The 21,592-nt window shown below is 60.5% G+C and carries 23 protein-coding genes; 9 read left to right on the top strand and 14 right to left on the bottom strand.

The window, feature by feature from the left end; translation table 11 throughout:
* Positions 1-11 precede the first annotated feature (11 nt).
* The 13 genes from AC53L6_RS03030 to rbfA all read right to left on the bottom strand — a co-directional run bounded on the left by AC53L6_RS03030 (position 12) and on the right by rbfA (position 11,258).
* Positions 12-848, bottom strand: coding sequence for a glycosyltransferase family 2 protein (locus tag AC53L6_RS03030; protein WP_496906754.1), 837 nt, complete (start codon positions 846-848; stop codon positions 12-14).
* Positions 845-1,645, bottom strand: a complete 801-nt coding sequence (locus tag AC53L6_RS03025) for a hypothetical protein (protein WP_496906753.1) — start codon at positions 1,643-1,645, stop codon at positions 845-847. The genes AC53L6_RS03030 and AC53L6_RS03025 overlap by 4 nt, the downstream gene beginning before the upstream one ends.
* Positions 1,645-2,607, bottom strand: coding sequence for a glycosyltransferase family 2 protein (locus AC53L6_RS03020; RefSeq protein ID WP_496906752.1), 963 nt, complete (start codon positions 2,605-2,607; stop codon positions 1,645-1,647). Before AC53L6_RS03020 ends, AC53L6_RS03025 begins: the two co-directional genes overlap by 1 nt.
* 66 nt (positions 2,608-2,673) lie before the next feature.
* Positions 2,674-4,809 carry a polyribonucleotide nucleotidyltransferase gene (gene pnp / locus AC53L6_RS03015; RefSeq protein WP_496906751.1) on the bottom strand — a complete coding sequence of 712 codons (2,136 nt, stop codon included), beginning with the start codon at positions 4,807-4,809 and terminating at the stop codon, positions 2,674-2,676.
* Between the two features lie 171 nt (positions 4,810-4,980).
* Positions 4,981-5,502, bottom strand: a complete 522-nt coding sequence (locus AC53L6_RS03010) for an ASCH domain-containing protein (RefSeq protein WP_496906750.1) — start codon at positions 5,500-5,502, stop codon at positions 4,981-4,983.
* A gap of 10 nt (positions 5,503-5,512) precedes the next feature.
* Positions 5,513-6,373, bottom strand: coding sequence for a DMT family transporter (locus AC53L6_RS03005; protein ID WP_496906749.1), 861 nt, complete (start codon positions 6,371-6,373; stop codon positions 5,513-5,515).
* A 47-nt stretch (positions 6,374-6,420) separates the two neighbouring features.
* The gene (gene rpsO, locus AC53L6_RS03000; protein WP_299202688.1) at positions 6,421-6,690 is read right to left on the bottom strand and encodes a 30S ribosomal protein S15; all 270 of its coding nucleotides are present in this window, start codon (positions 6,688-6,690) and stop codon (positions 6,421-6,423) included.
* Positions 6,691-6,866: 176 nt separating this feature from the next.
* Positions 6,867-7,799, bottom strand: a complete 933-nt coding sequence (locus tag AC53L6_RS02995; protein WP_496906748.1) for a calcium-binding protein — start codon at positions 7,797-7,799, stop codon at positions 6,867-6,869.
* Between the two features lie 107 nt (positions 7,800-7,906).
* A complete protein-coding gene (locus tag AC53L6_RS02990) occupies positions 7,907-8,437 on the bottom strand; it encodes a DUF1643 domain-containing protein (protein ID WP_299746175.1) in 531 nt (176 codons plus the stop codon).
* Positions 8,438-8,491: 54 nt separating this feature from the next.
* Positions 8,492-8,995, bottom strand: coding sequence for a hypothetical protein (locus AC53L6_RS02985; RefSeq protein WP_496906747.1), 504 nt, complete (start codon positions 8,993-8,995; stop codon positions 8,492-8,494).
* A 173-nt stretch (positions 8,996-9,168) separates the two neighbouring features.
* The gene (truB, locus tag AC53L6_RS02980) at positions 9,169-10,074 is read right to left on the bottom strand and encodes a tRNA pseudouridine(55) synthase TruB (RefSeq protein ID WP_299202674.1); all 906 of its coding nucleotides are present in this window, start codon (positions 10,072-10,074) and stop codon (positions 9,169-9,171) included.
* A 54-nt stretch (positions 10,075-10,128) separates the two neighbouring features.
* Complete coding sequence (locus AC53L6_RS02975) at positions 10,129-10,866, bottom strand: phosphodiester glycosidase family protein (RefSeq protein WP_496906746.1); 738 nt, start codon at positions 10,864-10,866, stop codon at positions 10,129-10,131.
* On the bottom strand, positions 10,863-11,258 hold the full coding sequence (gene rbfA, locus AC53L6_RS02970) for a 30S ribosome-binding factor RbfA (RefSeq protein ID WP_299202668.1): 396 nt from the start codon (positions 11,256-11,258) through the stop codon (positions 10,863-10,865). Before rbfA ends, AC53L6_RS02975 begins: the two co-directional genes overlap by 4 nt.
* A gap of 87 nt (positions 11,259-11,345) precedes the next feature.
* Here rbfA and dapB point away from each other — a divergent pair, with 87 nt between their 5' ends.
* Positions 11,346-12,161 carry a 4-hydroxy-tetrahydrodipicolinate reductase gene (gene dapB, locus AC53L6_RS02965; protein ID WP_299746164.1) on the top strand — a complete coding sequence of 272 codons (816 nt, stop codon included), beginning with the start codon at positions 11,346-11,348 and terminating at the stop codon, positions 12,159-12,161.
* Between the two features lie 101 nt (positions 12,162-12,262).
* Positions 12,263-12,616, top strand: coding sequence for a dihydrodipicolinate reductase (locus tag AC53L6_RS02960; protein ID WP_496906745.1), 354 nt, complete (start codon positions 12,263-12,265; stop codon positions 12,614-12,616).
* A 6-nt stretch (positions 12,617-12,622) separates the two neighbouring features.
* Here the strand turns inward: AC53L6_RS02960 and AC53L6_RS02955 are convergent, their stop codons facing one another.
* A complete protein-coding gene (locus AC53L6_RS02955) occupies positions 12,623-12,934 on the bottom strand; it encodes a DUF1674 domain-containing protein (protein WP_496906744.1) in 312 nt (103 codons plus the stop codon).
* A gap of 86 nt (positions 12,935-13,020) precedes the next feature.
* Here AC53L6_RS02955 and AC53L6_RS02950 point away from each other — a divergent pair, with 86 nt between their 5' ends.
* From AC53L6_RS02950 to AC53L6_RS02920, 7 genes are all read left to right on the top strand, one after another.
* Positions 13,021-14,307 carry an RsmB/NOP family class I SAM-dependent RNA methyltransferase gene (locus AC53L6_RS02950; RefSeq protein WP_496906743.1) on the top strand — a complete coding sequence of 429 codons (1,287 nt, stop codon included), beginning with the start codon at positions 13,021-13,023 and terminating at the stop codon, positions 14,305-14,307.
* A 73-nt stretch (positions 14,308-14,380) separates the two neighbouring features.
* Complete coding sequence (locus AC53L6_RS02945; protein ID WP_299701095.1) at positions 14,381-16,126, top strand: heparinase II/III family protein; 1,746 nt, start codon at positions 14,381-14,383, stop codon at positions 16,124-16,126.
* Between the two features lie 15 nt (positions 16,127-16,141).
* A complete protein-coding gene (gene purH, locus AC53L6_RS02940; protein ID WP_496906742.1) occupies positions 16,142-17,725 on the top strand; it encodes a bifunctional phosphoribosylaminoimidazolecarboxamide formyltransferase/IMP cyclohydrolase in 1,584 nt (527 codons plus the stop codon).
* A gap of 7 nt (positions 17,726-17,732) precedes the next feature.
* Positions 17,733-18,209, top strand: a complete 477-nt coding sequence (gene lspA / locus AC53L6_RS02935) for a signal peptidase II (protein ID WP_299202650.1) — start codon at positions 17,733-17,735, stop codon at positions 18,207-18,209.
* A gap of 49 nt (positions 18,210-18,258) precedes the next feature.
* Complete coding sequence (locus AC53L6_RS02930; RefSeq protein WP_299202647.1) at positions 18,259-18,780, top strand: DUF3035 domain-containing protein; 522 nt, start codon at positions 18,259-18,261, stop codon at positions 18,778-18,780.
* A 95-nt stretch (positions 18,781-18,875) separates the two neighbouring features.
* Positions 18,876-20,225 carry a M16 family metallopeptidase gene (locus AC53L6_RS02925; RefSeq protein ID WP_299202644.1) on the top strand — a complete coding sequence of 450 codons (1,350 nt, stop codon included), beginning with the start codon at positions 18,876-18,878 and terminating at the stop codon, positions 20,223-20,225.
* On the top strand, positions 20,222-21,541 hold the full coding sequence (locus tag AC53L6_RS02920; protein ID WP_496906741.1) for a M16 family metallopeptidase: 1,320 nt from the start codon (positions 20,222-20,224) through the stop codon (positions 21,539-21,541). Before AC53L6_RS02925 ends, AC53L6_RS02920 begins: the two co-directional genes overlap by 4 nt.
* Positions 21,542-21,592 lie beyond the last annotated feature (51 nt).

Genomic DNA, 21,592 nt, shown 5'->3' with positions numbered 1-21,592 from the left:
TCCGGTCCTGTTTAGGGGCCGGGCCATCCGAAATGATCGATCATAGCCGCGATTTGGTTGTCATTGCCACCTGCGCTGTTAACGGTGAGCAATCCACCCGTAGGGTCTTTCACCCATTCGAGGACACGCCGACGTTCGCCTGTCATGGCTGCCCGTCCGCCGGTCAACCTGTGCATCCAGTAGAACCAGACATCGTCCGCAGTTGGGCAGAGTTGTTGCGCCAGTTCCCAATTGGTTGCGATGGGAGAAAGCGCCCCCGGTGCATATAGAATACCCCCTACGCCGGTCGGGAAGATGAGCCCACTCGGTTCCCGACCACCCGGGGCGTTCTGGTTCCATTTGTCGTAGGTATCCGGGAGCCCTTCCGGAGTGAGCGCCATGCGGTGTCCACGGCCGCAGACAACCTTGAGGCCCAGATCCATATGAACATCCAGTATCGATGCCAGCCAGTCTGGCCCGTAATGCACGTCGTCATCCGCGGTGACGATGGTTGCTTCTGGCATCTCGGTCAGGAGTGGCATCAGTTTCTTGTAAGAACGCATGTCGGGGCAGGTTGCAATTTCAAGCCCGTCCTTTTCGAGGGCGCGCACTTCAGCCGGTAGCGCAGCAATATCCTTTTCGGCGATCCAAAGGACGGTGCGGTCGGCCTTGACTGTTTGCTGTAGAAGGCACCGGAGGGTCAGCGCCAGTTCCGGGTAGCGCGGAGGGTAGCTTGTGAGCGATACAACCAGAGGCGTTGTGAGCTGGTGCGGCTCACCAATCACGGAACGTGTCGCGATTTCCGCACGACATCTGCGGATGCGCTTGCGATACTTGCGCGCGCGGTTCCACTCACGAATAAAGTTCATTGGGTTTCCCAAGCGTCCTTGAGCCAGTTTACGTCGCCGATGCGGCGGTACCATGTGCTGCCCTTGCCGGACAGAGCGTCGTGCATCTTGGGTTCGCCCGCGAACACGACGATGCGGGCACCCTCGGGCAGGCTCGGGTCGGAAAGGTAACTGCGCAGTCCGCGCGGGACGCAGTGGTTCTTAAAGCTGACGCACCATTCTTCGGGCCAATACGCGAGATGCCCATGTTTGGTCAGCTGTGCGGATTGGAACTGTTGAGAGATTTCGAATTGCGTGGTCGCGGCCGCGGGATCAGCGAGATAGGCATCAAGGACGTAGCTGTGCGCGCCGATTTCGTACCGAAAAACGGATGAATTGCCGACGGAGGCAAGGAAGCGGTCCCGCGTTGGATTGATCCGGCGCAATGGCTTGGGTCGGAATAGCGAATCGTCCCGAATGATACGGAATGGTGCGTCATCTTCGAAGAACGGATCGAGCGATCCGACCACGATTTGGTCGAGATCGAGAAAGAGCGCAGTTCCTGAAAGATCAAAAAGATTTGCAGAGAACAAGCCGAGTTTACGCCAACGCGTATCCTCGTGGCCGCCCGGCAGTCGCATCTCGGGCAAGGGTAACACTTCGACATCTGGTGACAGGCCAGTTGTATCGTCCGTGAAGCATATGAACCGATGCGGGCGGCTGAGGTGTTTAGCCACGCCGCGTGCCAGCCGGTTGACATATTCGGGGCCGTAAAGCGTGCCCCATTTCATGGTCAGGATCAGAACGTGATCGGTAGGCATTGCGCTTGCGATGCTCATCAGTTGCCGAAAATCTTGGTGTAGAGCGAAGAATTTCCACCAAACGCGGCCGAGATACGCCCGGTGACAAGGCCAAGCCGACGAGTCAGTTTGAGGATACCGCGCCCGCCTGTGAATGGGAGCGTCAACACCAGCACGGTTGCGCTGATCAGCTTGAGCGACAAGCTGAAGGGCAAGCGCAGCCAATAAAAGCGTTTGTTCACTTGATCCAGACGAATGCGATTGATGGTGCGGCTGTGCGCCTCGCGCAATTGGGTTCTGAAATTCAACCGGTCCGCAGACATAGTTGCGTAGACGACAGCTTTGGGCGCCCAATCGAGGTGTAGCCCCATGTCGCGCGCTGTATGGAAGAACCGGCTGTCGGATCCGCCCGTGAAGCGGAGCGTCTCGTCGAACCAGATGCCGTGTTCAGTGAATAGCTTGGTTTCGCCTAGCCAGTTGTTGGTGACTGGGCTTGCGCGCCCTTGCTCGGCGGCAGGGATCGCCCCCTTGGCGCGCTGCACGTAGTGATCAGTCAGTTCCTTGTGAAAGACCCGCTCAAGCCGAGTCAAATCCTCTTGCGATGCGGGGATCAGGATGGGGCCGCCAATCAATGCTGCACCTGTCTTGCGATAGCGCGCCACAATTTCCACAAGCCATTCCGGGTCGACGAATTCGTCATCGTCTACAAAGCTCAGCAGGTCAGCGCCCCATGCAATGGCTTCCTTGGCGGCCCGGTTACGACCGAAGGGAATGCCGAGTTCGGTTTCGAGGACATAAGTAACCGTCAGGCCGTTGTTTAGTGGGCTGGCTTGATCCACCACATGCCGGGTGGCATCTGTTTTGTCGTTTTCTACGACAAGGCATTGCACTTCGCAGTTTTCTGGCAGCGTCATTGCACCATAAGAGTCGAGCAAGGTCGCCAGCATCTGGGGCCGTTTACGGGTAAGCGCAGCGACAGTGATTTTGAGCGGAGACGTCATTGCGTTGGCCACGGTTTATGATCGTGTTGTGTAGCACCCGGCACATGCGCGCCGGGTGCTTGGGCCTTACTCGGCCGCAGGCTCTTCTTTCTTGATCTCTTCGCCGGTTTCCTGGTCAACGACTTTCATCGACAGGCGAACCTTGCCGCGATCGTCAAAGCCCAGCAGCTTGACCTTGACCTCTTGACCTTCCTTCAGGACGTCCGAAGGATGGTTGAGGCGGCGGTTTTCGATCTGGGACACGTGCACCAGGCCGTCGCGCTTGCCAAAGAAGTTCACGAAGGCGCCGAAGTCTACGATCTTCACAACTGTGCCGGTGTAGACCATGCCTTCTTCGGGTTCGGCCACGATCGAGTGGATCATGTCGTAGGCTTTCTTGATCGAGTCGCCGTTGGGTGATGCGATCTTGATGATGCCGTCATCGTTGATGTCGACCTTGGCGCCCGACACTTCGACGATTTCGCGGATCACTTTACCGCCCGAGCCGATGACCTCACGGATTTTATCCGTGGGTACTTGCATGGTTTCAATACGCGGTGCGTGGACCGAGAATTCCTGTGCGCCGGTGATGGCTTTGCCCATTTCGCCCAGGATGTGCATCCGGCCATCTTTGGCCTGTGCGAGGGCTTTCTCCATGATCTCGGGCGTGATGCCTGCGATCTTGATGTCCATCTGTAGCGAGGTGATGCCGTTTTCGGTGCCCGCCACTTTGAAGTCCATGTCACCAAGGTGGTCTTCGTCACCCAGGATGTCGGACAGGATGGCGTAGCTGCCGTCCTCTTCGAGGATCAGGCCCATAGCCACACCGGCCACCGCGTTTTTCAGCGGCACACCTGCGTCCATCATCGACAGCGAGCCGCCGCAGACGGAAGCCATGGAGGACGAGCCGTTGGATTCGGTGATTTCCGACACCAGACGCACGGTGTAGGGGAAGTCGGTCGAGGCAGGCAGGACCGCTTGCAGCGCGCGCCATGCCAGTTTGCCGTGACCGATTTCACGCCGTCCGGGAGGGCCTACACGACCCGCTTCACCGACCGAGTAGGGCGGGAAGTTGTAGTGCAACAGGAAGTTGGATTTGAAATTGCCGTGCAGGGCGTCGATGAACTGTTCGTCATCGCCGGTGCCCAGCGTAGTTACGACCAGACCTTGCGTCTCACCACGGGTGAAGAGGGCCGAGCCATGGGTCCGGGGCAAGAGGCCGGTCTGGCATACGATGTCGCGAATTTCGTCCGTTTTACGACCGTCGATGCGGGTGCCGGTTTTGACCACGTCACCGCGCAGGATGGAGGCTTCGAGCCCTTTCATCGCGGAGCCGAGGTTGGCGTCTTCTTGCTGCTCTTCCGTCAGCGCGTCGATGATGGCGGCGCGGGCTTCGGACACGGCAGTGGTGCGTTCCTGCTTGTCGCTGATCGCGAAGGCGGCGCGCATTTGCTCTTCGCCTGCGGCTTTGACAGCTGCGGACAGGTCCGAGTAGTCGGGGGCCTGGAAGTCGAAGGGTTCCTTGGCGGATTCTTCGGCCAGTGCGATGATCAGGTCGATCACGGGCTGGATTTGCTCGTGTGCGAAGTTTACCGCGCCCAGCATCTCAGCTTCGCTGAGTTCGTAGGCTTCGGATTCCACCATCATCACGGCGTCTTTGGTGCCGGCCACAACCAGGTCAAGGCGCTGGTCGGGGTTCAGGCGCAGGTCCTGCATGTCGTCGACGGTGGGGTTCAGGATGTATTCGCCATCCTCGTAACCCACGCGCGCACCGGCGATGGGACCCATGAACGGCGCGCCAGAGATGGTCAAGGCGGCGCTTGCCGCGATCATTGCAACGATGTCGGGGTCGTTGACCAGATCGTGCGACAGCACGGTGCACATCACCAGCACTTCGTGTTTAAAGCCGGAAACGAACAGTGGCCGGATCGGACGGTCGATCAGGCGGGCGGTCAGTGTTTCTTTCTCGGTGGGCCGCGCCTCACGCTTGAAGAAACCGCCAGGGATCTTGCCCGCGGCGTAGTATTTTTCCTGGTAGTGGACGGTCAGGGGAAAGAAGTCCTGACCCGGTTTGGGGGACTTGGCAAACGTCACGTTTGCCATGACGCTGGTTTCGCCCAGCGTGGCAATGACGGAGCCGTCTGCCTGACGGGCAACCTTGCCGGTTTCCAGTGTGAGCGTCTCTTCGCCCCACTGCATCGATTTTTTCGTCTCGTTAAACATCAAGTGTTTCCTAAGTTGGCCGGGTGGCCATTTGCGTAGGGGGCGTATTCCCCCTGACCCCGGTATCTTCTTTTGTCGGGCGCTGAGGTCCGGGCGCCAGGCTTTCAGATTTTGCGCGCATACAGCACTTTTGCGGGAAATGAAAGCGTGTGCTCTGCGGCGCATCCGCGCTTAGTGCCACGGTTTGCGTGGTGGTTTGGCAAAGGCAATCGGTGCGTCGGGAAAGAGGTCTTCGGTGTGGCCACCGGGTGTCCCTGTGCCCCATTTCTGCATCCAGCGTGTGGGCGGTGCCAAAGTGCCGCCCGAGGTCCATTCGAAGTAACCAAGTGCGCCGGGGGCCGGGATCGGCTCGCAGGGTTCTGGCTCCTTTAGGGTGAGTCCAGCCGCCCCACCGAACCATTTGCTGTCCGATTCCGTGATGATGCCTGTCACCTCGACCGAGCCGATGATCGCCCCCCTTGGCAAGTCGAGCGGGTGGGGGCATTGCACTCCGTGTTTTCCCAGGCGCCAGTAAAGGTATCGGAACTCTTCTTCCTTCAGGCCGGCGGCAGCGTGGAGTGCGATGCGTCCCGGCACCATGCAGCCCGCCCGGATTGAACCGAGTGTCCGGTTTTCAATAGGTTTATGGCCTGCGATAATGGCCCAGGCAGAGGGTTGGCGGACGGAAAGGGCGATGCGGGGCAGGTTGTGCATGCCATGCTACTTAGTGCACGGATCGCGCCAGCCAAAGAGACCCGAGGCCAGATGCCAGAATGACGACCAGCCCGACAAGTGTCAGCATGTCCGGCCAATCATTGAACAGGATCAGACCCACCGCCGTCGCCGAGATGAGCTGGGTGTAGATCAACGGGGCGACGATGCTGGCGGGTGTGGTGCGACTGACCCAGACAAGTAGAAAGTTCCCGATCGCTGATCCGGCGGCACTGCCAGTGATCAAGAGGATGGCGTTTGGTGTGAGCGCCGGTACGGTTGCTGCAAGCCCGAGCGGCGTTAGCAAAACTGCCCCGATGCTGAGTTGCGAAAACAGAAGAAGGCGCGGGCGAACCGTCCCGGAAAGCCAGCGGGTGGCAACCAGAAAGCACCCGTACAAGAGACCGGCGAGCAGCGCGAAGCCGATGCCGGGGGTCAGGCCAAAGCCCGGTTTGACCACCAGCATGACGCCGCCAAATCCCAAGGCTAGAAGAAGGGCGCGAGCGGTGTTGATGCGCTCACCCAGCAATAGCGCTGACAGGACAAAAGCGACGACGGGACCAATGAAAAACGCGCCGAACACGTCCGGCAATGGCGTCGTGCTGAGCGCTGTCAGTATCGAACAGATGCCGGCCGCTATAAGAGCGGCGCGCAGAATGACCCGGCGGTCAAGCAGAACAGGCAGGCTGTCGCGGGACAGGCCACAAAATGGGGCAAGCGCGATGGCGGCACATGCAAAACGTGTCCACGCCACGAAGAATGGATCGAAGCCTGATGCCGTCAATGCCTTTCCTGCCGCATCACCGAGGACGATGCAGGTTGTGGCGACGAAGATCTGAGCGGCGGTGATCAGCAAGAGGACCCCAAAACGCAAATCGCACCCCGTGGGGTGCGATTGTTCGTGTCGCTGGTGCGCGCGGGTTAGCGGCGCAGACCAAGGCGTTTGATGAGGTCGGTATACCGTGCCTCTTCCTTGCCTTTGAGGTAGTCGAGCAGCTTGCGACGCTGGGCAACCATTTTCAGAAGGCCGCGGCGGCCGTGGTTGTCTTTCTTGTGCGTTTTGAAGTGCTCGGTCAGCGTGGCGATGCGCGAGCTGAGGATGGCGACCTGAACTTCGGGCGAACCGGTGTCGCCTTCCTTGGTGCCATATTCTTTCATCACGCGTGCTTTTTCTTCAGCAGTGATCGACATCGGTGTCTCCTTTTTAGGTTAGAGTGAGACGCCGCCGGCCGGGATGTCGTCCAGCACGGGGCCAAATACCAGGGCATTTGCCGAGGATGAGCGCGTATAGGAGAGATTCGCAGCGTTGGCAACTTGGATCGCGCGGTTGGTGAACAGCGTGGCCAATGCGCCTGCGCTGCTACAGGTCAGAACGAAGCCATTCCCGCGCTTTGCGCAAGGCTGAGTGGCATCAAGGCGATATCGTCGATCGAAATCTCGGCCCCGTTCAGCACGTGCGCCACCGGCACTCCATTCATCATTACTTGTGTGATGCTTGGGTCGTCGGTGTCCAGTTGCAAAGAGATGTGGGGCTCTTCCTCAGCGTCGTCGTGGATCAGCAGAATGTTGTCCTCTTCCGCATCGAAATCCATGATCGTCGCAGCGTGACCTTCGGCGATCCAGTCACCTGCAACAATTGTGTCAGCGCCTTCGCCTGCTGTGACCATGTCCTCTTGCCCTGCGATGATGAGGTCGTCGCCGCCGCCGCCGTTCAGATAGTCATTGTTGCCCGAGCCATCCAAATCGGCTGACGCTGCAGAACCAAGTGCGCCTTCGATGCCGTTCAGCACGTCGTCGCCCCAACCGCCAAACAGCGTGTCTTCGCCCTCTCCGCCATCCAGTGTGTCGTTGTCGAGGCCGCCATGCACTGCATCATTGCCCTCGCCGCCAGAAAGACTGTCAGCGCCCATGGAGCCGTGCATCGAGTCGTCACCTGCGCCGCCGTTGATCGTGTCGTCGTCGTTGTGGCCGTAAATTTCGTCTTCGCCACCGCTGCCATGAATCACATCCGCACCATCATCGCCGTGGAGCGTGTCATCTCCCATCCCGCCGTCGAGGGTGTCGTCCCCTTCCTCGCCACGCAAGGTATCATCGCCGTCTGTGCCGGTCAGATCGTCATCGCCATCGGTTCCAAGCGTGAGCGTGTCATCACCTATGCTTTCGTCGGTGATCGCCGTGTCATCGTCGCTGGTTCGGGTAGTTTCCCCGCCAGTGACTGATGTGTCATCCGCCGTTTCCTCGCCTTCCTCCACCGGCATCATGTCGATCACGCCGACAGCGCCGACCGCCACAAGTCCCATCAATCCAGCAAGCCACAACATACACGTATTCCAAGTAATGGGCGCATTTGCCCAAAGGTCATTTACCGCAATCCGCGGTTTGGAACAAAGCCTATCCCGTAAAATGGTTAACGTAAGGTAACGCCAGATCCGTTTTCCCAAGGCTGCGGTTGTTGCGCGTATGGGAGGTATAACGGGTGTTTGGGGTGTCCGGCCTTGGACAGGCCCAGGTGATAGAGCGGACGATCGACATTGCGTAACAGCGTTGCCACATGTGTTCCGCGATCCAGGTGCGCGCCATGTGTTCCCCAGGCTGCCACCACGTCGTGTGTCCATGTCGCCCGTTCCAGAATGCTTTCGTCGTTTTCAGGCCCGACCGGATCGGTGGCAGCCCGCATCGCGCGTGGATCGGTGTCGCGCCATGCAAAGATGTTGGTGACAGCAAAGCTGCCATAGCCGAGGGTCCGCGCCCGTCGTTCGCAGCGTTCGACGGTTGGGTCGTTTTGCACCTCGGTCGCCGTGGATGGGTTCAGCATGACGAAGTTCACGCGGCGTCCCGTGTCATCCCAGATGCGTGTCAGGCTGTAGCGATACCGCTCGCAATCGGAGTAGACGGCGGTCGAGGGCGCATCGCCCTTGGTGTGGGTTCGAACGATCATGGGGCGGTTCTGCCAGTCGCAGACCGCCCCATCAATCGGTTTGTTCAGGTGTTCTTATTCAGCGGGCACGGCCACGGGTTCGCGGCGTAGGTCCAGAACAACGCCCTTGGCCTCCATGATGCTCGCGGCAACCAGAGCGTAGACGATATGGCCCCACAGAGCGACCCAGGTGATGCCGGTGAAGCCGAGGAACGGTTTGTTGCCGGTCACCAGGTGCGCCATGACGTAGAGCGCAAACACCCAAAGCGCGATGCCGTAGACCACGGCCGTGATCGACCAATGCAGGCGGGGCATGACGGCCAGCTGGATGGGACGGGCAATGACGAAATAACCAACGGCATAGAAGATCAGGCCAGTTAAGGCGTGCAACAGGTGTGCCGCGCCCGAGGGGTTTGCGCCAAAGATCGCCTTGAGCGATGCGCCCGCCAGTCCGACGGGGGCCAGTTTTGCATAGCCGAAGAGCGGGCTCAGCGCCTGGCCGAATGCGTCGAATGCGATGGTGGCGAATGCGCCAGCGGTCAGAACGGTGCCAACGGTGCGGAGGGTAATTTGGGTCATATCATCTCTCATCGGTTTTGGGCGTTTCAAACTTGATGAGGTAAATGTGGACTGAATAGTTCCTAATTCATAGAGCACTCACGCAGGGCTTACCTGGGGTCCATAAATTGTAACAATTCTGCGGGACAACTAGTGGAATTCCTGACCAGAAAGTGCCGGTAGCGGACCGAGTGTTACAGGTTGAAGACCCGTGCGGGGTGCAATTCGCCTGCCTTGTAGCGCCCGACAGCAACCGGTTTGCCTTCAAAGGACGCCCAGCACTCTTCTCCGTATTCGACGTCCGCCGCCAGGACCATGCCGGGGTTGCCGTTGCGCAGCCGCGCGGCCCCTTCGGCTGTGGCCCGCAGTTCGGGCAGATCAGCCAGCCCTTCGGAAATGGGGCGCAGGTGCTCGTCCAATGCGGGTGTCTGCGCCATCTCTTCGATTTGGTCGAAGGTCAGGCCATCGGCGGCTTCGAACGGGCCGGACCAGATACGTCGCAATTCACGCACGTGACCGTAACATCCCAGCGCTTCCCCCAAGTCGCGCGCGATTGAGCGAACATAGCCACCTTTGCCGCACACCATCTCCAGCTCGACGTGATCGGGATCGGGTCGGTCGGTCAGTACAAGTTCCTCGACCCATAGGGGGCGGGCCTCAATCTCGACATCCTCACCATCACGGGCGAGTTTGTAGGCGCGCTGGCCGTCGATCTTCACGGCGGAGAACTTGGGCGGAACCTGCATGATGTCCCCGACAAATGGACCAAGCGCATCTTTGACCTCGTCATCTGATGGGCGGGTGTCGGATTGCGCGATCACCTCTCCTTCGGCATCGTCAGTATTGGTGGCCTGTCCCAGCCTGACGGTAAAGCGGTACGCCTTGAGTGCGTCGGTAATGTAGGGGACCGTCTTGGTCGCTTCGCCCAAGGCGACGGCCAGAACGCCGGTGGCTTCGGGATCGAGGGTGCCCGCGTGCCCGGCCTTTTTGGCTTGCAGCGCCCATCGCACTTTGTTCACGACCGCAGTCGAGGTCAGGCCCGCAGGCTTGTCCACCACCAACCAACCGGAAATGTCGCGCCCTTTGCGTGAACGGCCCATGTCACCCTCGTTTTTGCGTGAGGGCTGCCGCCTATCGCAGGGCCGTGGCCCTTGTCAATTGCCGGTCTCGACCGTGCCAATGATGGGGCCGACGGCAAAGCCGAAATCGTCCCGGTTCAGGTCGGGTGCGTAGAGGCGCGAGATGTTGCCATCAAAGAAGAGCGCGTTGGGCAGTTTCAGGTGATCCCGGTACAGGCTGCCGAATTCGTAAAAAGTGACAGAATTGTTCGAGATGGCAAAGATCGCCTTGGACCCGTCCGCCGTGGTGCCCACCCCGTTGCGGATAAAGCGCGAAGTGCTGTCAGGCAGAAAGCGCGGATGCAAGTTGCCATCGATCACCAGCATTGGTCCTGATTGCGTGGCAAAGGTGCAGTCGGGCGACTGATCCACATAGTCCAGTGTTTCGAACACGTCAGCCCGCCCGGGTCGCAGGCACAGGATGCCGTTGGGTAGCAATCCGAAATTGCCGGGGCCGGGGTTGGCGATCACACGCATGACCTCTTTCCCATTCTCGACATAGTGCCCCACCGGCGCGCGATCCTCGTGATACATGCCCGCGTTCATGCCGAAGCTGAGTGTTTCGCCATCTGATTGCAGGGCGCGGTCCACTGCGTTGAAGTGGCCGTATGGCGCGCCTCCGTCATTATACAGGAACAACCGCAGCTCTTCTTTGGCCGCATAGACCGTGCAGATGGTGTAGCTGTTGTCCTGATACCGGATGTCTTCGCAGGTCACGGCCCATGCGGGCAGCGCCCATGACAGCAGCACAAGTGCGGCTGCCCTTAGCATCATGCTTCGGTATCCCGCCGCACCGCATCCTGGTTCAGCATGCGCCGCGTGTCGTCCATCCGGTCAAACGTCTCGTCCAGTTGGAACCGCAGGTCAGGTGCAAATTTCAGGGCCAGTTTCTTGGACACTGCGCGCCGCAGCTCGCCCTTGTTGCGCGCCAGCAGCTTGAGCACGTCCTCTTGCCCCTGACCGCCCAGGGGCAGGACATAGGCTGTCGCGATCTTGAGATCGGGAGAGGTCCGCACTTCGCCCACCGTGATGGACATGCGGTTGAGGTCGGGGTCATGCACGTCACCCCGCGCCAGCACCTCGGACAGGGTGCGGCGGATCAGTTCGCCCACGCGCAGTTGCCGTTGCGAAGGGCCGGGACCGTCATGAAACTTATTCTTTGCCATTTTCTCCATCTAAGACAGGCGCTGACCTTTGCCAAGCGCGGCGGGGCAAGCTAGTGAAGCGGGAAACCGCCAAAAGGGGTGAGGGACATGTCAGATTTGCCGGGTATCGTGATTGCGGGGGCATCGGGCCGGATGGGCCAAATGCTGATCAGCGCGGTGCTGAAGGATGACCGGATGCGTCTTGTCGGCGCGTTGGAGCGGCCCGGCCACGATTGGATCGGGCGCGATGTGGGCGAGGCGATGGGCGGTCAGCCTTTGGGCGCCATGGTGTACGACGATCCACTGGAACCGATGGCCAAGGCGCAGGCCGTGATCGACTTTACCGCACCCGAGGCGACGATTGCCCTGTCCAAGATCGCGGCACAGGCCCGTGCGGCGCATATCATTGGCACAACGGGCATGAGCGATGATCAGATCGCCCAGTTGGAACCGGCGGCCCGGCATTCGCCGATTGTCCGGGCGGGCAACATGAGTCTTGGGGTGAACCTGTTGGTGCAGCTGACGAAACAAGTGGCGGCGGCGCTGGACGAGGATTTCGATATCGAGGTGATCGAGGGGCACCACCATCACAAAGTCGATGCACCTTCGGGCACGGCGCTGATGCTGGGAGAGGCCGCCGCCAAGGGGCGTGGTGTGGATCTGGAGCAGGTGCGCGACGCCGCCCGTGACGGGATCACCGGTGCACGCAAGCGGGGCGATATTGGCTTTTCAGTCATTCGAGGCGGCGACATTGTGGGCGAGCACGAGGTTCTATTTGCCGGTTCTGGCGAGCGCATTGTGCTCAAGCACATGGCCACGGATCGGGCTCTGTTTGCCAAGGGCGCGCTGCGTGCGGCCCTGTGGGCCCAAGACAAGGCGCCGGGGCAGTACGATATGCTCGATGTACTTGGAATGCGCGGATAAACGCCACTGGGCAGCCGTATTTTCACCGCCTGAGTGAACCAATTCACCTGATCATGCGTAAACGCTGGCAAAGGACGCCATCGCGTGAAGGTGCTTGTGATATGCGTATGATGATGTTTGCGGCGGTTGCCGCGCTTGCTACCGGGCCTGCTCTGGCTGACCTTGTGAAGGTTGATGATCAGCAGAGATTCGTGCAACTGGTGAATGGCAAGACGCTGACGCGTCCGTTTGTGAAGTTGAACGTGAAACCGGACGGTAAAATCGAAGGGCGCGGTGCGCGCTGGGATGTCGAGGGCACGTGGTCGTGGAAAGACGGATACTTCTGTCGAGACCTGTTCTGGGGTGGCGATGCCTTGGGCTACAATTGTCAGGAAGTGCAGGCGACGGCTGACGGACGTATCAAGTTCACGTCCGACCGGGGTGCCGGTGACAGCGCGATGTTCCGGCTGCGCTGAGCGCGATCAGAAGTCGACCGCAATCCCTTTTTTCTCCCAATCCCCATAGCGGACGGGCTCCGGCCCGTCTCGGCCTCCCAACTCGGTTGGCAGATCCATGTTCTTGGCAGCCTTGTGCCGCTTCTCTGCCTCGGCCAGCGCGCGCTGGGCGGCGGGGGGCAAATCGGCATCTGTTTGCGGCGGCACTTCCACTGGCGTTTCCGGCGTAGGTGCGGGCGGGTCCGGTTGCGGCGCTTCGGTCGGCGCGGGGGCCGGTATGGGGTCTGGCGTCGATGGGATACCCGGCGGTGCGTCGGGGCGATTTGGGTCGTCTGACATCGTGGGTTCCTCTTGGATCATGCCCTTGATATACGCCCGACCTTCGGCCCCGCAAGCGGGTGCGACAGCATGGATCGGGAACAGATATGAGCGATAAACCCGCAAAAGATGGTGGCCTGCCCGCGCGCCGCAGCGCGATTTACCTGCTGGATCAGATCATTGGCGAGGGCAAGCTGTTGCCGGAGCTCATCGGGGCGGGCGCATTGGATCGCCTCGACCCAGCGGACCGTGCCCGGGCGCAAAGGCTTGCCACCGAAACCTTACGTGGGATGGAACGCGCCGACCGCCTCCTGCAAAAACATCTTCAGAAATACCCACCGCTGACCGTTCGCAATGCACTGCGCGTCGGGACAATTGAGCTGTGCGCGGGCGAGGCCGCGCATGGGGTCGTCAACTCGATGGTGAATGTCGTTTCGCGCCACAAGCGCTACGGGCATCTCAAGGGTCTCGTGAATGCAGTCCTGCGCAAGGTGGCGGACAAGGGGCCAGAGCAATGGTCCGCCCTGCGCACCCCGCGCCTGCCCAAATGGCTGCGCGGCCCGCTGGTCGAGGCTTGGGGTGGTGAGGCTGTGTTGGTCATGGAAAGCGTGCAGTTCGAAGGCGCGCCGCTAGACTTGAGTGTGAAGGGCAACGCAGCGGATGTGGCCAAGGCCGTTGGTGGCAAGGTGCTGCCCACCGGATCAGTGCGGCTGATGGATGCGGGCCAGGTCTCGGCCCTGCCGGGGTTCACGGAAGGTCAATGGTGGGTGCAGGATGCTGCCGCCGCTATCCCGGCCCGCGTTCTGGATGCGCAGAAGGGCGAGGCGGTGCTGGACCTGTGCGCGGCACCCGGTGGCAAGACGTTGCAGCTGGCCGCGACGGGTGCTGATGCTACTGCGGTCGATATTTCCGAAGGGCGGATGGAGCGGGTGAAGCAAAACCTTGTGCGCACCAAGCTGACGGCCAAGACGCAGGTGGCGGATGCGTTTGAGGTGACGGGGCAATACGATGCCATTTTGCTCGACGCGCCTTGTTCGGCCACAGGTACGATCCGTCGCCACCCTGATCTGCCCTTTGCCAAGGATGGGTCAGAATTTGGCGCGTTGATCGATCTGCAGGCGCGTATGCTGGATCACGCTGTCACCCTGCTCAAGCCGGGGGGACGTATGGTCTTCTGCACCTGCTCGCTGCTTCCCGATGAAGGCGAGGTTCAGGTGGAAGAGGCTCTGGGCCGACATCCATCTCTGACCATCGATCGGGACGCCTTGGACCGTCCGGGCATCGACCCGGCATGGATCACGGAAGAAGGCGGATTGCGCCTGCGCCCTGACCATTGGGCGGATCAGGGCGGCATGGATGGCTTCTATGTCGCATGCTTGCGCAAGACCGACTGACATCGCGTGACTTGCGCGTAGACACCCGCTAAAGTGCTGCTCAAAACGCCGTAGACGCGTAGAGGCAGAGAGCATGTCCACCCTGAGCGGGCTGACCGCACGAAAAACACGGTTCCTGAACCGTTGGCACGCACGCCGTGCAACCCAGGCCAAGGCGGTGACGGCTTTCGTGTCGTCCCCGGAGCCGCGCACCATCGGCAGCTTTGCCAAGGGGCGGCAGCTTGTGGCGGGGAACTACCTGTTCGCGGGCGCATTGATCGAAGCGAAAGGCATGATGATCTGGGAGATCAACGCCCCGGACCGCGCCTATCTTGACGAAATTCATGGCTTTGCCTGGTTGGATGACCTCGCTGCTGTGGGGGATGCATCGACCCGCGAATTGGGTCAGAGGTGGTTGTGGGGGTGGATCGAACGGTTTGGCCGTGGGCGTGGACCGGGCTGGACCCCTGACCTGACGGGCCGCCGCCTGATCCGCTGGATCAACCACGCCCTGTTTTTGCTGCGCGGTCACGAAGTGCCGGCCACCGATGCGTTTTATCTTAGCCTCGCGCAGCAGACCCGCTTTCTGGCGAAGCGTTGGCAAGCTGCGGCGCCCGGCCTGCCGCGCTTCGAAGCGCTGACCGGGCTGATCTATGCAGGTCTGGCACTGGAGGGGATGGAGGATCTGACCCCGCCCGCTGTCGCGGCCCTGGCAAAGGAATGCAACGACCAGATTGACGAACAAGGCGGTTTGCCGACCCGCAATCCCGAAGAACTGCTTGAGGTTTTTACCCTGCTGACATGGGCCGTAGCCGCGTTGGAGGAAGCCGCGAAACCCGTGCCAGACACGTGCACCGCCGCCATCGAACGGATCGCCCCGACTTTGCGCACCTTGCGCCATTCCGATGGTGGCTTGGCCCGCTTCCACGGTGGCGGGCGTGGACAAGAAGGGTGGCTGGATCACGCGCTGGCGGCATCCGGCGTCAAGACGCGGCAGCCGGATGGATTGTCCATGGGATATGCGCGGCTGAGCTCGGGGCGGACAAGTGTGATCATTGATGCGTCGGCCCCTCCCAAGCCCGAGGCTGGGCACAATGCACATGCCTCCACTCTTGCCTTCGAAGTGACGTCCGGCCGACGTCCGATGATCGTGAATTGCGGATCCGGTGCGAGTTTCGGTGCCGATTGGCGCCGAGCAGGCCGCGCCACACCGTCGCATTCGGCGTTGTCGTTGGACGGGTATTCCAGCGCGCGTCTGGGCGATGCGGAACGGGCCACGGCTCGTGAGACGCTGATCGATGCGCCGATCCATGTTCCTATCGAAATCAATCACGCCCCTGATGGATTGCGCTTTCAGGGTGGACATGATGGCTATGTCCGGACCCATGGTCTGACTCACGCACGTCAGCTTGAATTGACATTTGATGGGCGGGGCATCGCCGGCGAAGACATGTTGCTGGCCATGGAAGACGGCGAAAAACGGTTATTTGACAAGGTGATGGACACCAAGAAACTGGCGGGCGTCCCGTTCGATATCCGCTTTCACCTGCATCCGGAGGTGCATGCCGAACTGGATATGGGTGGGTCTGCGGTGTCCATGGCGCTGAAGAGCGGAGAGCTATGGGTGTTCCGCCACGACGGCACCCGTGACCTGTCGCTGGAGCCGAGCGTGTACCTTGAGAAGGGGCGGCTCAAGCCTCGTGCCACGCAGCAGATCGTGCTGTCGGGGCGTGCGATGACATTTGCCACCCGTGTGCGCTGGTCCTTGTCCAAAGCGCAGGAAACTGCCATGGGCATCCGCGACCTAAGCCGGGATGAACCCGGCGAGGTATATGACTAAAGGAATGCTGCCAACATGACCGACCTGACCCTCGTCCGCCGTGCTTTGATCTCCGTGTCCGACAAGACCGGACTGGTCGACTTTGCTACCGCACTGGCCGGTCATGGGGTTGAGCTGTTAAGCACAGGCGGGACTGCCCGCACGCTGCGCGAGGCCGGGCTTGCGGTCAAGGATGTGAGCGAGGTCACTGGCTTTCCCGAGATGATGGACGGTCGCGTCAAAACGCTGCACCCGGTTGTGCATGGCGGTCTGCTGGCCTTGCGCGACAATGATGATCATGTCGCCTCGATGACCGAACACGGGATCGGTGCCATCGATCTGGTTGTCGTGAACCTGTACCCGTTTGAAGAAACCGTCGCCAAGGGCGCGGAATACGCCGAGGTGATCGAGAATATCGACATTGGTGGCCCGGCTATGATCCGCTCGGCGGCCAAGAACCATGGCTTTGTGAACATCGTTGTGGATGTCGAGGACTACGATGTCGTGCTGACCGAATTGGCAGCGCATGACGGTCAGACAACCTATACCCTGCGCCAGCGGTTGGCACAGACCGCCTATGCCCGGACGGCGGCCTATGACACGGCGGTCAGTACGTGGATGGCGGCTCAAGTGAATGAGACACCGCGCCGTCGCACTTTTGGCGGGCAGTTGGCCCAGACCCTGCGCTATGGCGAGAACCCGCATCAAGCGGCAGCGTTCTATGCTGATGGCTCCGCCCGCCCCGGGGTTGCAACGGCCACCCAACATCAGGGCAAAGAACTGTCCTATAACAACATCAATGACACGGATGCTGCGTTTGAGCTGGTCAGCGAGTTTGCGGGCCAAGGCCCCGCCTGCGCGATCATCAAGCATGCCAACCCTTGTGGGGTTGCGACTGGTGAGACGTTGAAAGAGGCCTATAGCCGCGCCTTTGATTGCGACCGCACGTCAGCCTTTGGTGGGATTATCGCGCTGAACCATGAACTGGACGCGGAAACCGCCAAGGAGATCACCGGTATCTTCACCGAAGTGGTAATCGCGCCAGGTGCAAGCACCGAAGCGCGCGAGGTGTTCGCCGCCAAGAAAAACCTGCGCTTGCTGACGACAAACGGGCTGGCTGATGCCTCTTCCGCGGCGCTTGCCGTCAAGCAAGTGTCGGGTGGCTTTCTGGTGCAGGATAAGGATGTGGGCCGTATCAGCCGCGGCGACCTAAAAGTTGTGACCAAGCGCCAGCCCTCCGATCAGGAGCTGAGTGATCTGCTCTTTGCCTGGATCGTGGCCAAGCACGTGAAATCCAACGCGATCATTTACGTCAAGGATGGTGCAACCGTGGGTGTCGGAGCAGGCCAGATGAGCCGGGTAGACAGCACGCGGATCGCAGCACGCAAGGCGCAGGACATGGCCGAGGTGATGGGCCTGTCTGCACCGCTGACCCAAGGATCGGTTGTCGCGTCGGATGCATTCTTTCCCTTCGCCGATGGTTTGATCACAGCGGCAGAGGCCGGCGCTACCGCCCTGATCCAGCCCGGTGGATCAATGCGTGACGATGAGGTGATTGCCGCCGCGGACGAGGCCGGGCTGGCGATGGTCTTTACGGGCATGCGGCATTTCCGGCATTGAGGGCTGAATGAAACTGCTCTGGATCTCTGCGGCGATCGCCTTTCTGCTCGACCAAGCGTCGAAATACTGGGTAATCCACGTGTTGGGCGTGTCGCAATTCAAGCCCATTGATGTGCTGCCGCCGCTGCTGAACTTCCGATATGGCGAAAACCGGGGGATCAACTTTGGCCTCTTCGGAGATGGCACCAGTGTTTGGGCTCTGATCGCCGTCGCGATCGTGATTTGCGTGGGCGTTTTGTGGTGGGTTTGGAAACATCCGCAAGGGCGACTGGCCTACGCGAGTGCAGGTTTGCTGATCGGCGGGGCACTCGCCAATGTGCTGGACAGGTTGCTTTATGGCTTTGTTCTGGATTTCCTGAACATGTCGTGCTGCGGTATCAACAATCCATTTGTGTTCAATGTCGCCGACATCTTTATTTTTGCGGGTGCCATCGGCCTTGTCTTCTTCGGCAGCGAAGGCGCAGCACGGAAAAAGGGCGCGTGACAAGGTGGGCGAAGCTGCGATAAAGCTCGCTGACAAAGGGAGACTTTCGATGCGACTGATCGCATGTGCCATGATAGCCGTGACCTTCCTCGCTGCTTGCGAGAACAAGGGCCTGCGCCAGGTAACATCGCGTGGTGACGGTCCGGATGAATTCATTGTCGTACCGTCAAAGCCGCTGGAACAGCCAGAAAGCTTCTCGGCCTTGCCGCAACCTACACCCGGCGGGTTCAATCGGACAGATCAGCGCCCACTGGAAGACAGCGCGGCGGCACTGGGGGGGCAACGGTCCTCTCCAAATGCTCCGATTCCCGGGGCAGATGGCGCTTTGGTCAACCATGCCAGTCGTTTCGGCCGGGATGCCAACATTCGCGCGACACTCGCTGCCGCTGATGCAGAGTTTCGCAAGCGTCAATCCCGTTTGACGCAGATTCGTATCGTGCGTGAGGATGTCTACAACCAAGCTTACCGTCGCGAGGCCCTTGACGCAGCCAAAACGGCACGCACGTTCCAGAATGCGGGCGTTCCCACCCCAACGGCACCGGCACTGGCAACGCGTCGGCGGCGTCGCTAAGCGTCCCTTCGCTCACAAACCTGCCAGTAACGCTTGATCCGCGGCGGTGTGGCCGTATGTGTTGATCAATGTAAACTGCCGAGGTTGTTCCCGACATGCTACGATTGCGCGCCGCACTTGCCGGCCTTGCCCTGACTGTTTCGTCCTTTGCCGTGCACGCAGCACAGGAAGCGGTTACAACCTTTACCCTTGATAACGGGATGCAGGTGGTGGTGGTGGAAGACCACCGGGCACCGGTGTTGCAGCATATGGTCTGGTACAAGGCGGGCTCTGCAGACGAACCCGTCGGGTCATCTGGTGTCGCGCACTTCCTTGAACACCTGCTGTTCAAGGCGACCGACACGCTTGCCGATGGCGAATTGTCGGCCACAGTTGCGGCCAATGGCGGGACTGACAATGCGTTCACAAGCTATGACTACACCGCGTATTTCCAACGCGTGGCGGCGGATCGTCTGGAATTGATGATGCGGATGGAAGCTGATCGCATGCGCAACATCAACTTCACGCCCCAGAATGTCGCGACCGAACGCGATGTGATCCTGGAAGAGCGTAACCAGCGGACTGACAGCAATCCACGCGCTCTGTACTCGGAACAGATCAATGCCGCGCAATATCTCAACCATCGCTACGGCGTGCCGATCATTGGCTGGCGGCACGAGATGGAAGCATTGGATATGGACGACGCGCTGGGCTTCTACGACACGTACTACTACCCCAACAACGCGATCCTTGTGGTGTCTGGCGATGTAACACCGGAAGAGGTGCGTGAACTGGCGGACAAGTACTACGGTGTGATCCCGGCAAATCCCGATCTGCCGGAACGTGTGCGATCACAAGAACCCCCGCAGACGGCGGAGCGGCGCTTGATCTACCGCGATGCGCGCGTGGGGCAGGAATATGTGAGCCGTTCGTATCTCGCGCCCGAACGCGATCCCGGAGATCAGGAAGCGGCAGCTGCGCTTACACTGCTGGCCGAGGTGCTAGGGGGTGGGCAGACAAGCTACATGACCGAAAAGCTGCAATTCGAGCAGCAAAAGGCCGTCTTTTCCGGTGCTTTCTATCGTGGGACCTCGTTGGACGATACGACCTTTGACGTGGTGATCGTGCCTGTGCCGGGCCTTTCCCTCGAGGAGGCGGAGGCCGCCATGGACGAAACGCTTGCCCAGTTCCTTAAGGATGGCGTGGACAGCGCGCTGCTGGAACGCATCAAGTACCAGTTGCGCGCCAGCCAGATCTACGAGCGTGACAATGTCGACGGCATCGCCCGCAGATACGGGGCGGCCCTGTCCGTTGGGCTGACCGTCGAAGATGTGCAGGCGTGGCCTGACATCCTTCAAGCCGTGACAGAGGAAGATATCATGGAAGCCGCCCGCATGGTTCTGGACCGCAATGCATCCGTGACCGGTTGGCTGACCCGTCCGCTCTCCGATGAGGTGACACAATGATCCGAATTTTCGCAGCCCTGACCATTGCCCTGTTTGCCAGTCTGCCCGCTCGAGCCGAGGTGGACATCACCGAAGTTGTCAGCCCCGGCGGCATCACCGCGTGGTTGGTGCAAGAGCCGTCGATCCCGTTCATGGCGCTTGAGTTGCGGTTCCGTGGCGGCGCATCGCTGGATACGCCGGACAAACGGGGGGCCGTCAACCTGATGACCGGCCTTCTGGAAGAGGGTGCCGCTGATCTGGATGCACGCGCCTTTGCGCGCGAGTTGGAAGCTCTGGCCGCGTCCTTTGATTATGACGTGAGTGATGACAGTCTGGCGGTGTCGGCCCGCTTTCTGACCGAAAATCGTGACGAAGCGGTCGAACTGCTACGTAAATCGATAATTGAACCCACATTCGGGCAAGAGGCGCTGGATCGCGTCCGGGAACAGGTACTCACGGGCCTGCGGTCCGATGCCCAGGATCCGAACGAGATTGCCCGCGCCGCCTTCAACAAGATGGCCTATGGCGACCATCCCTATGGCTCCAACTATCGCGGTACGACTGACAGCGTGACTGCGCTGACGCGCGAGGACATGATCGATGCACATCGTGCCGTCTTTGCCAAGGACAGGCTCTACGTTGGGGCTGTTGGCGATGTCACGCCCGAAGAACTGGGTCCGCTCCTTGACGAATTGCTCGGCGCACTGCCGGACGAGGGCGCGCCGCAACCTGGCCCCGCAGATATCCTGATCGAGGGTGGAACAACCGTGGTGCCCTTCGACACGCCGCAATCTGTTGCCCTCTTTGGGCAGGCTGGAATCGAACAGGACGATCCTGATTTCTTTGCCGCGCGTGTCCTGAACCAGGTGATCGGGGCTGGTGGGTTCGAAAGCCGCCTGATGACCGAGGTGCGAGAGAAGCGCGGGCTGACCTATGGCGTCTATTCGTTCCTCGTGCCACAGGATCACGCCGCGACATATCAGGGGCAGGTCGCATCCGCGAATGATCGGATCGCCGAAGCTGTGTCAGTCATACGTGACGAGTGGGCCCGCGCCGCTGCCGAAGGTGTCACTGAGGACGAGTTGGAGGCCGCCAAACTCTATGTGACAGGCGCCTATCCTTTGCGATTTGACGGCAATGGACCTATCGCGCGGATCATGGTTGGCATGCAGATGCTTGGCCTTCCCATCGACTATATCGCGACCCGCAACGACAAGGTCGAGGCGGTGACTTTGGAGGATGTGAAGCGTGTGGCGGGCGAGTTGCTCGACCCCGATAGCCTGCATTTCGTCGTGGTGGGTCAGCCGGAAGGTCTGGAAACAACCGTCGCCAATTGAGTGCTGCGCACGCGCGACCTATTCCTGCTGACGAGGGGGCTGTCTGCTCCC

Source organism: Tateyamaria sp. LSS28 (genome assembly GCF_059611725.1).
This window is presented reverse-complemented; position numbering and strand designations above follow the sequence as displayed.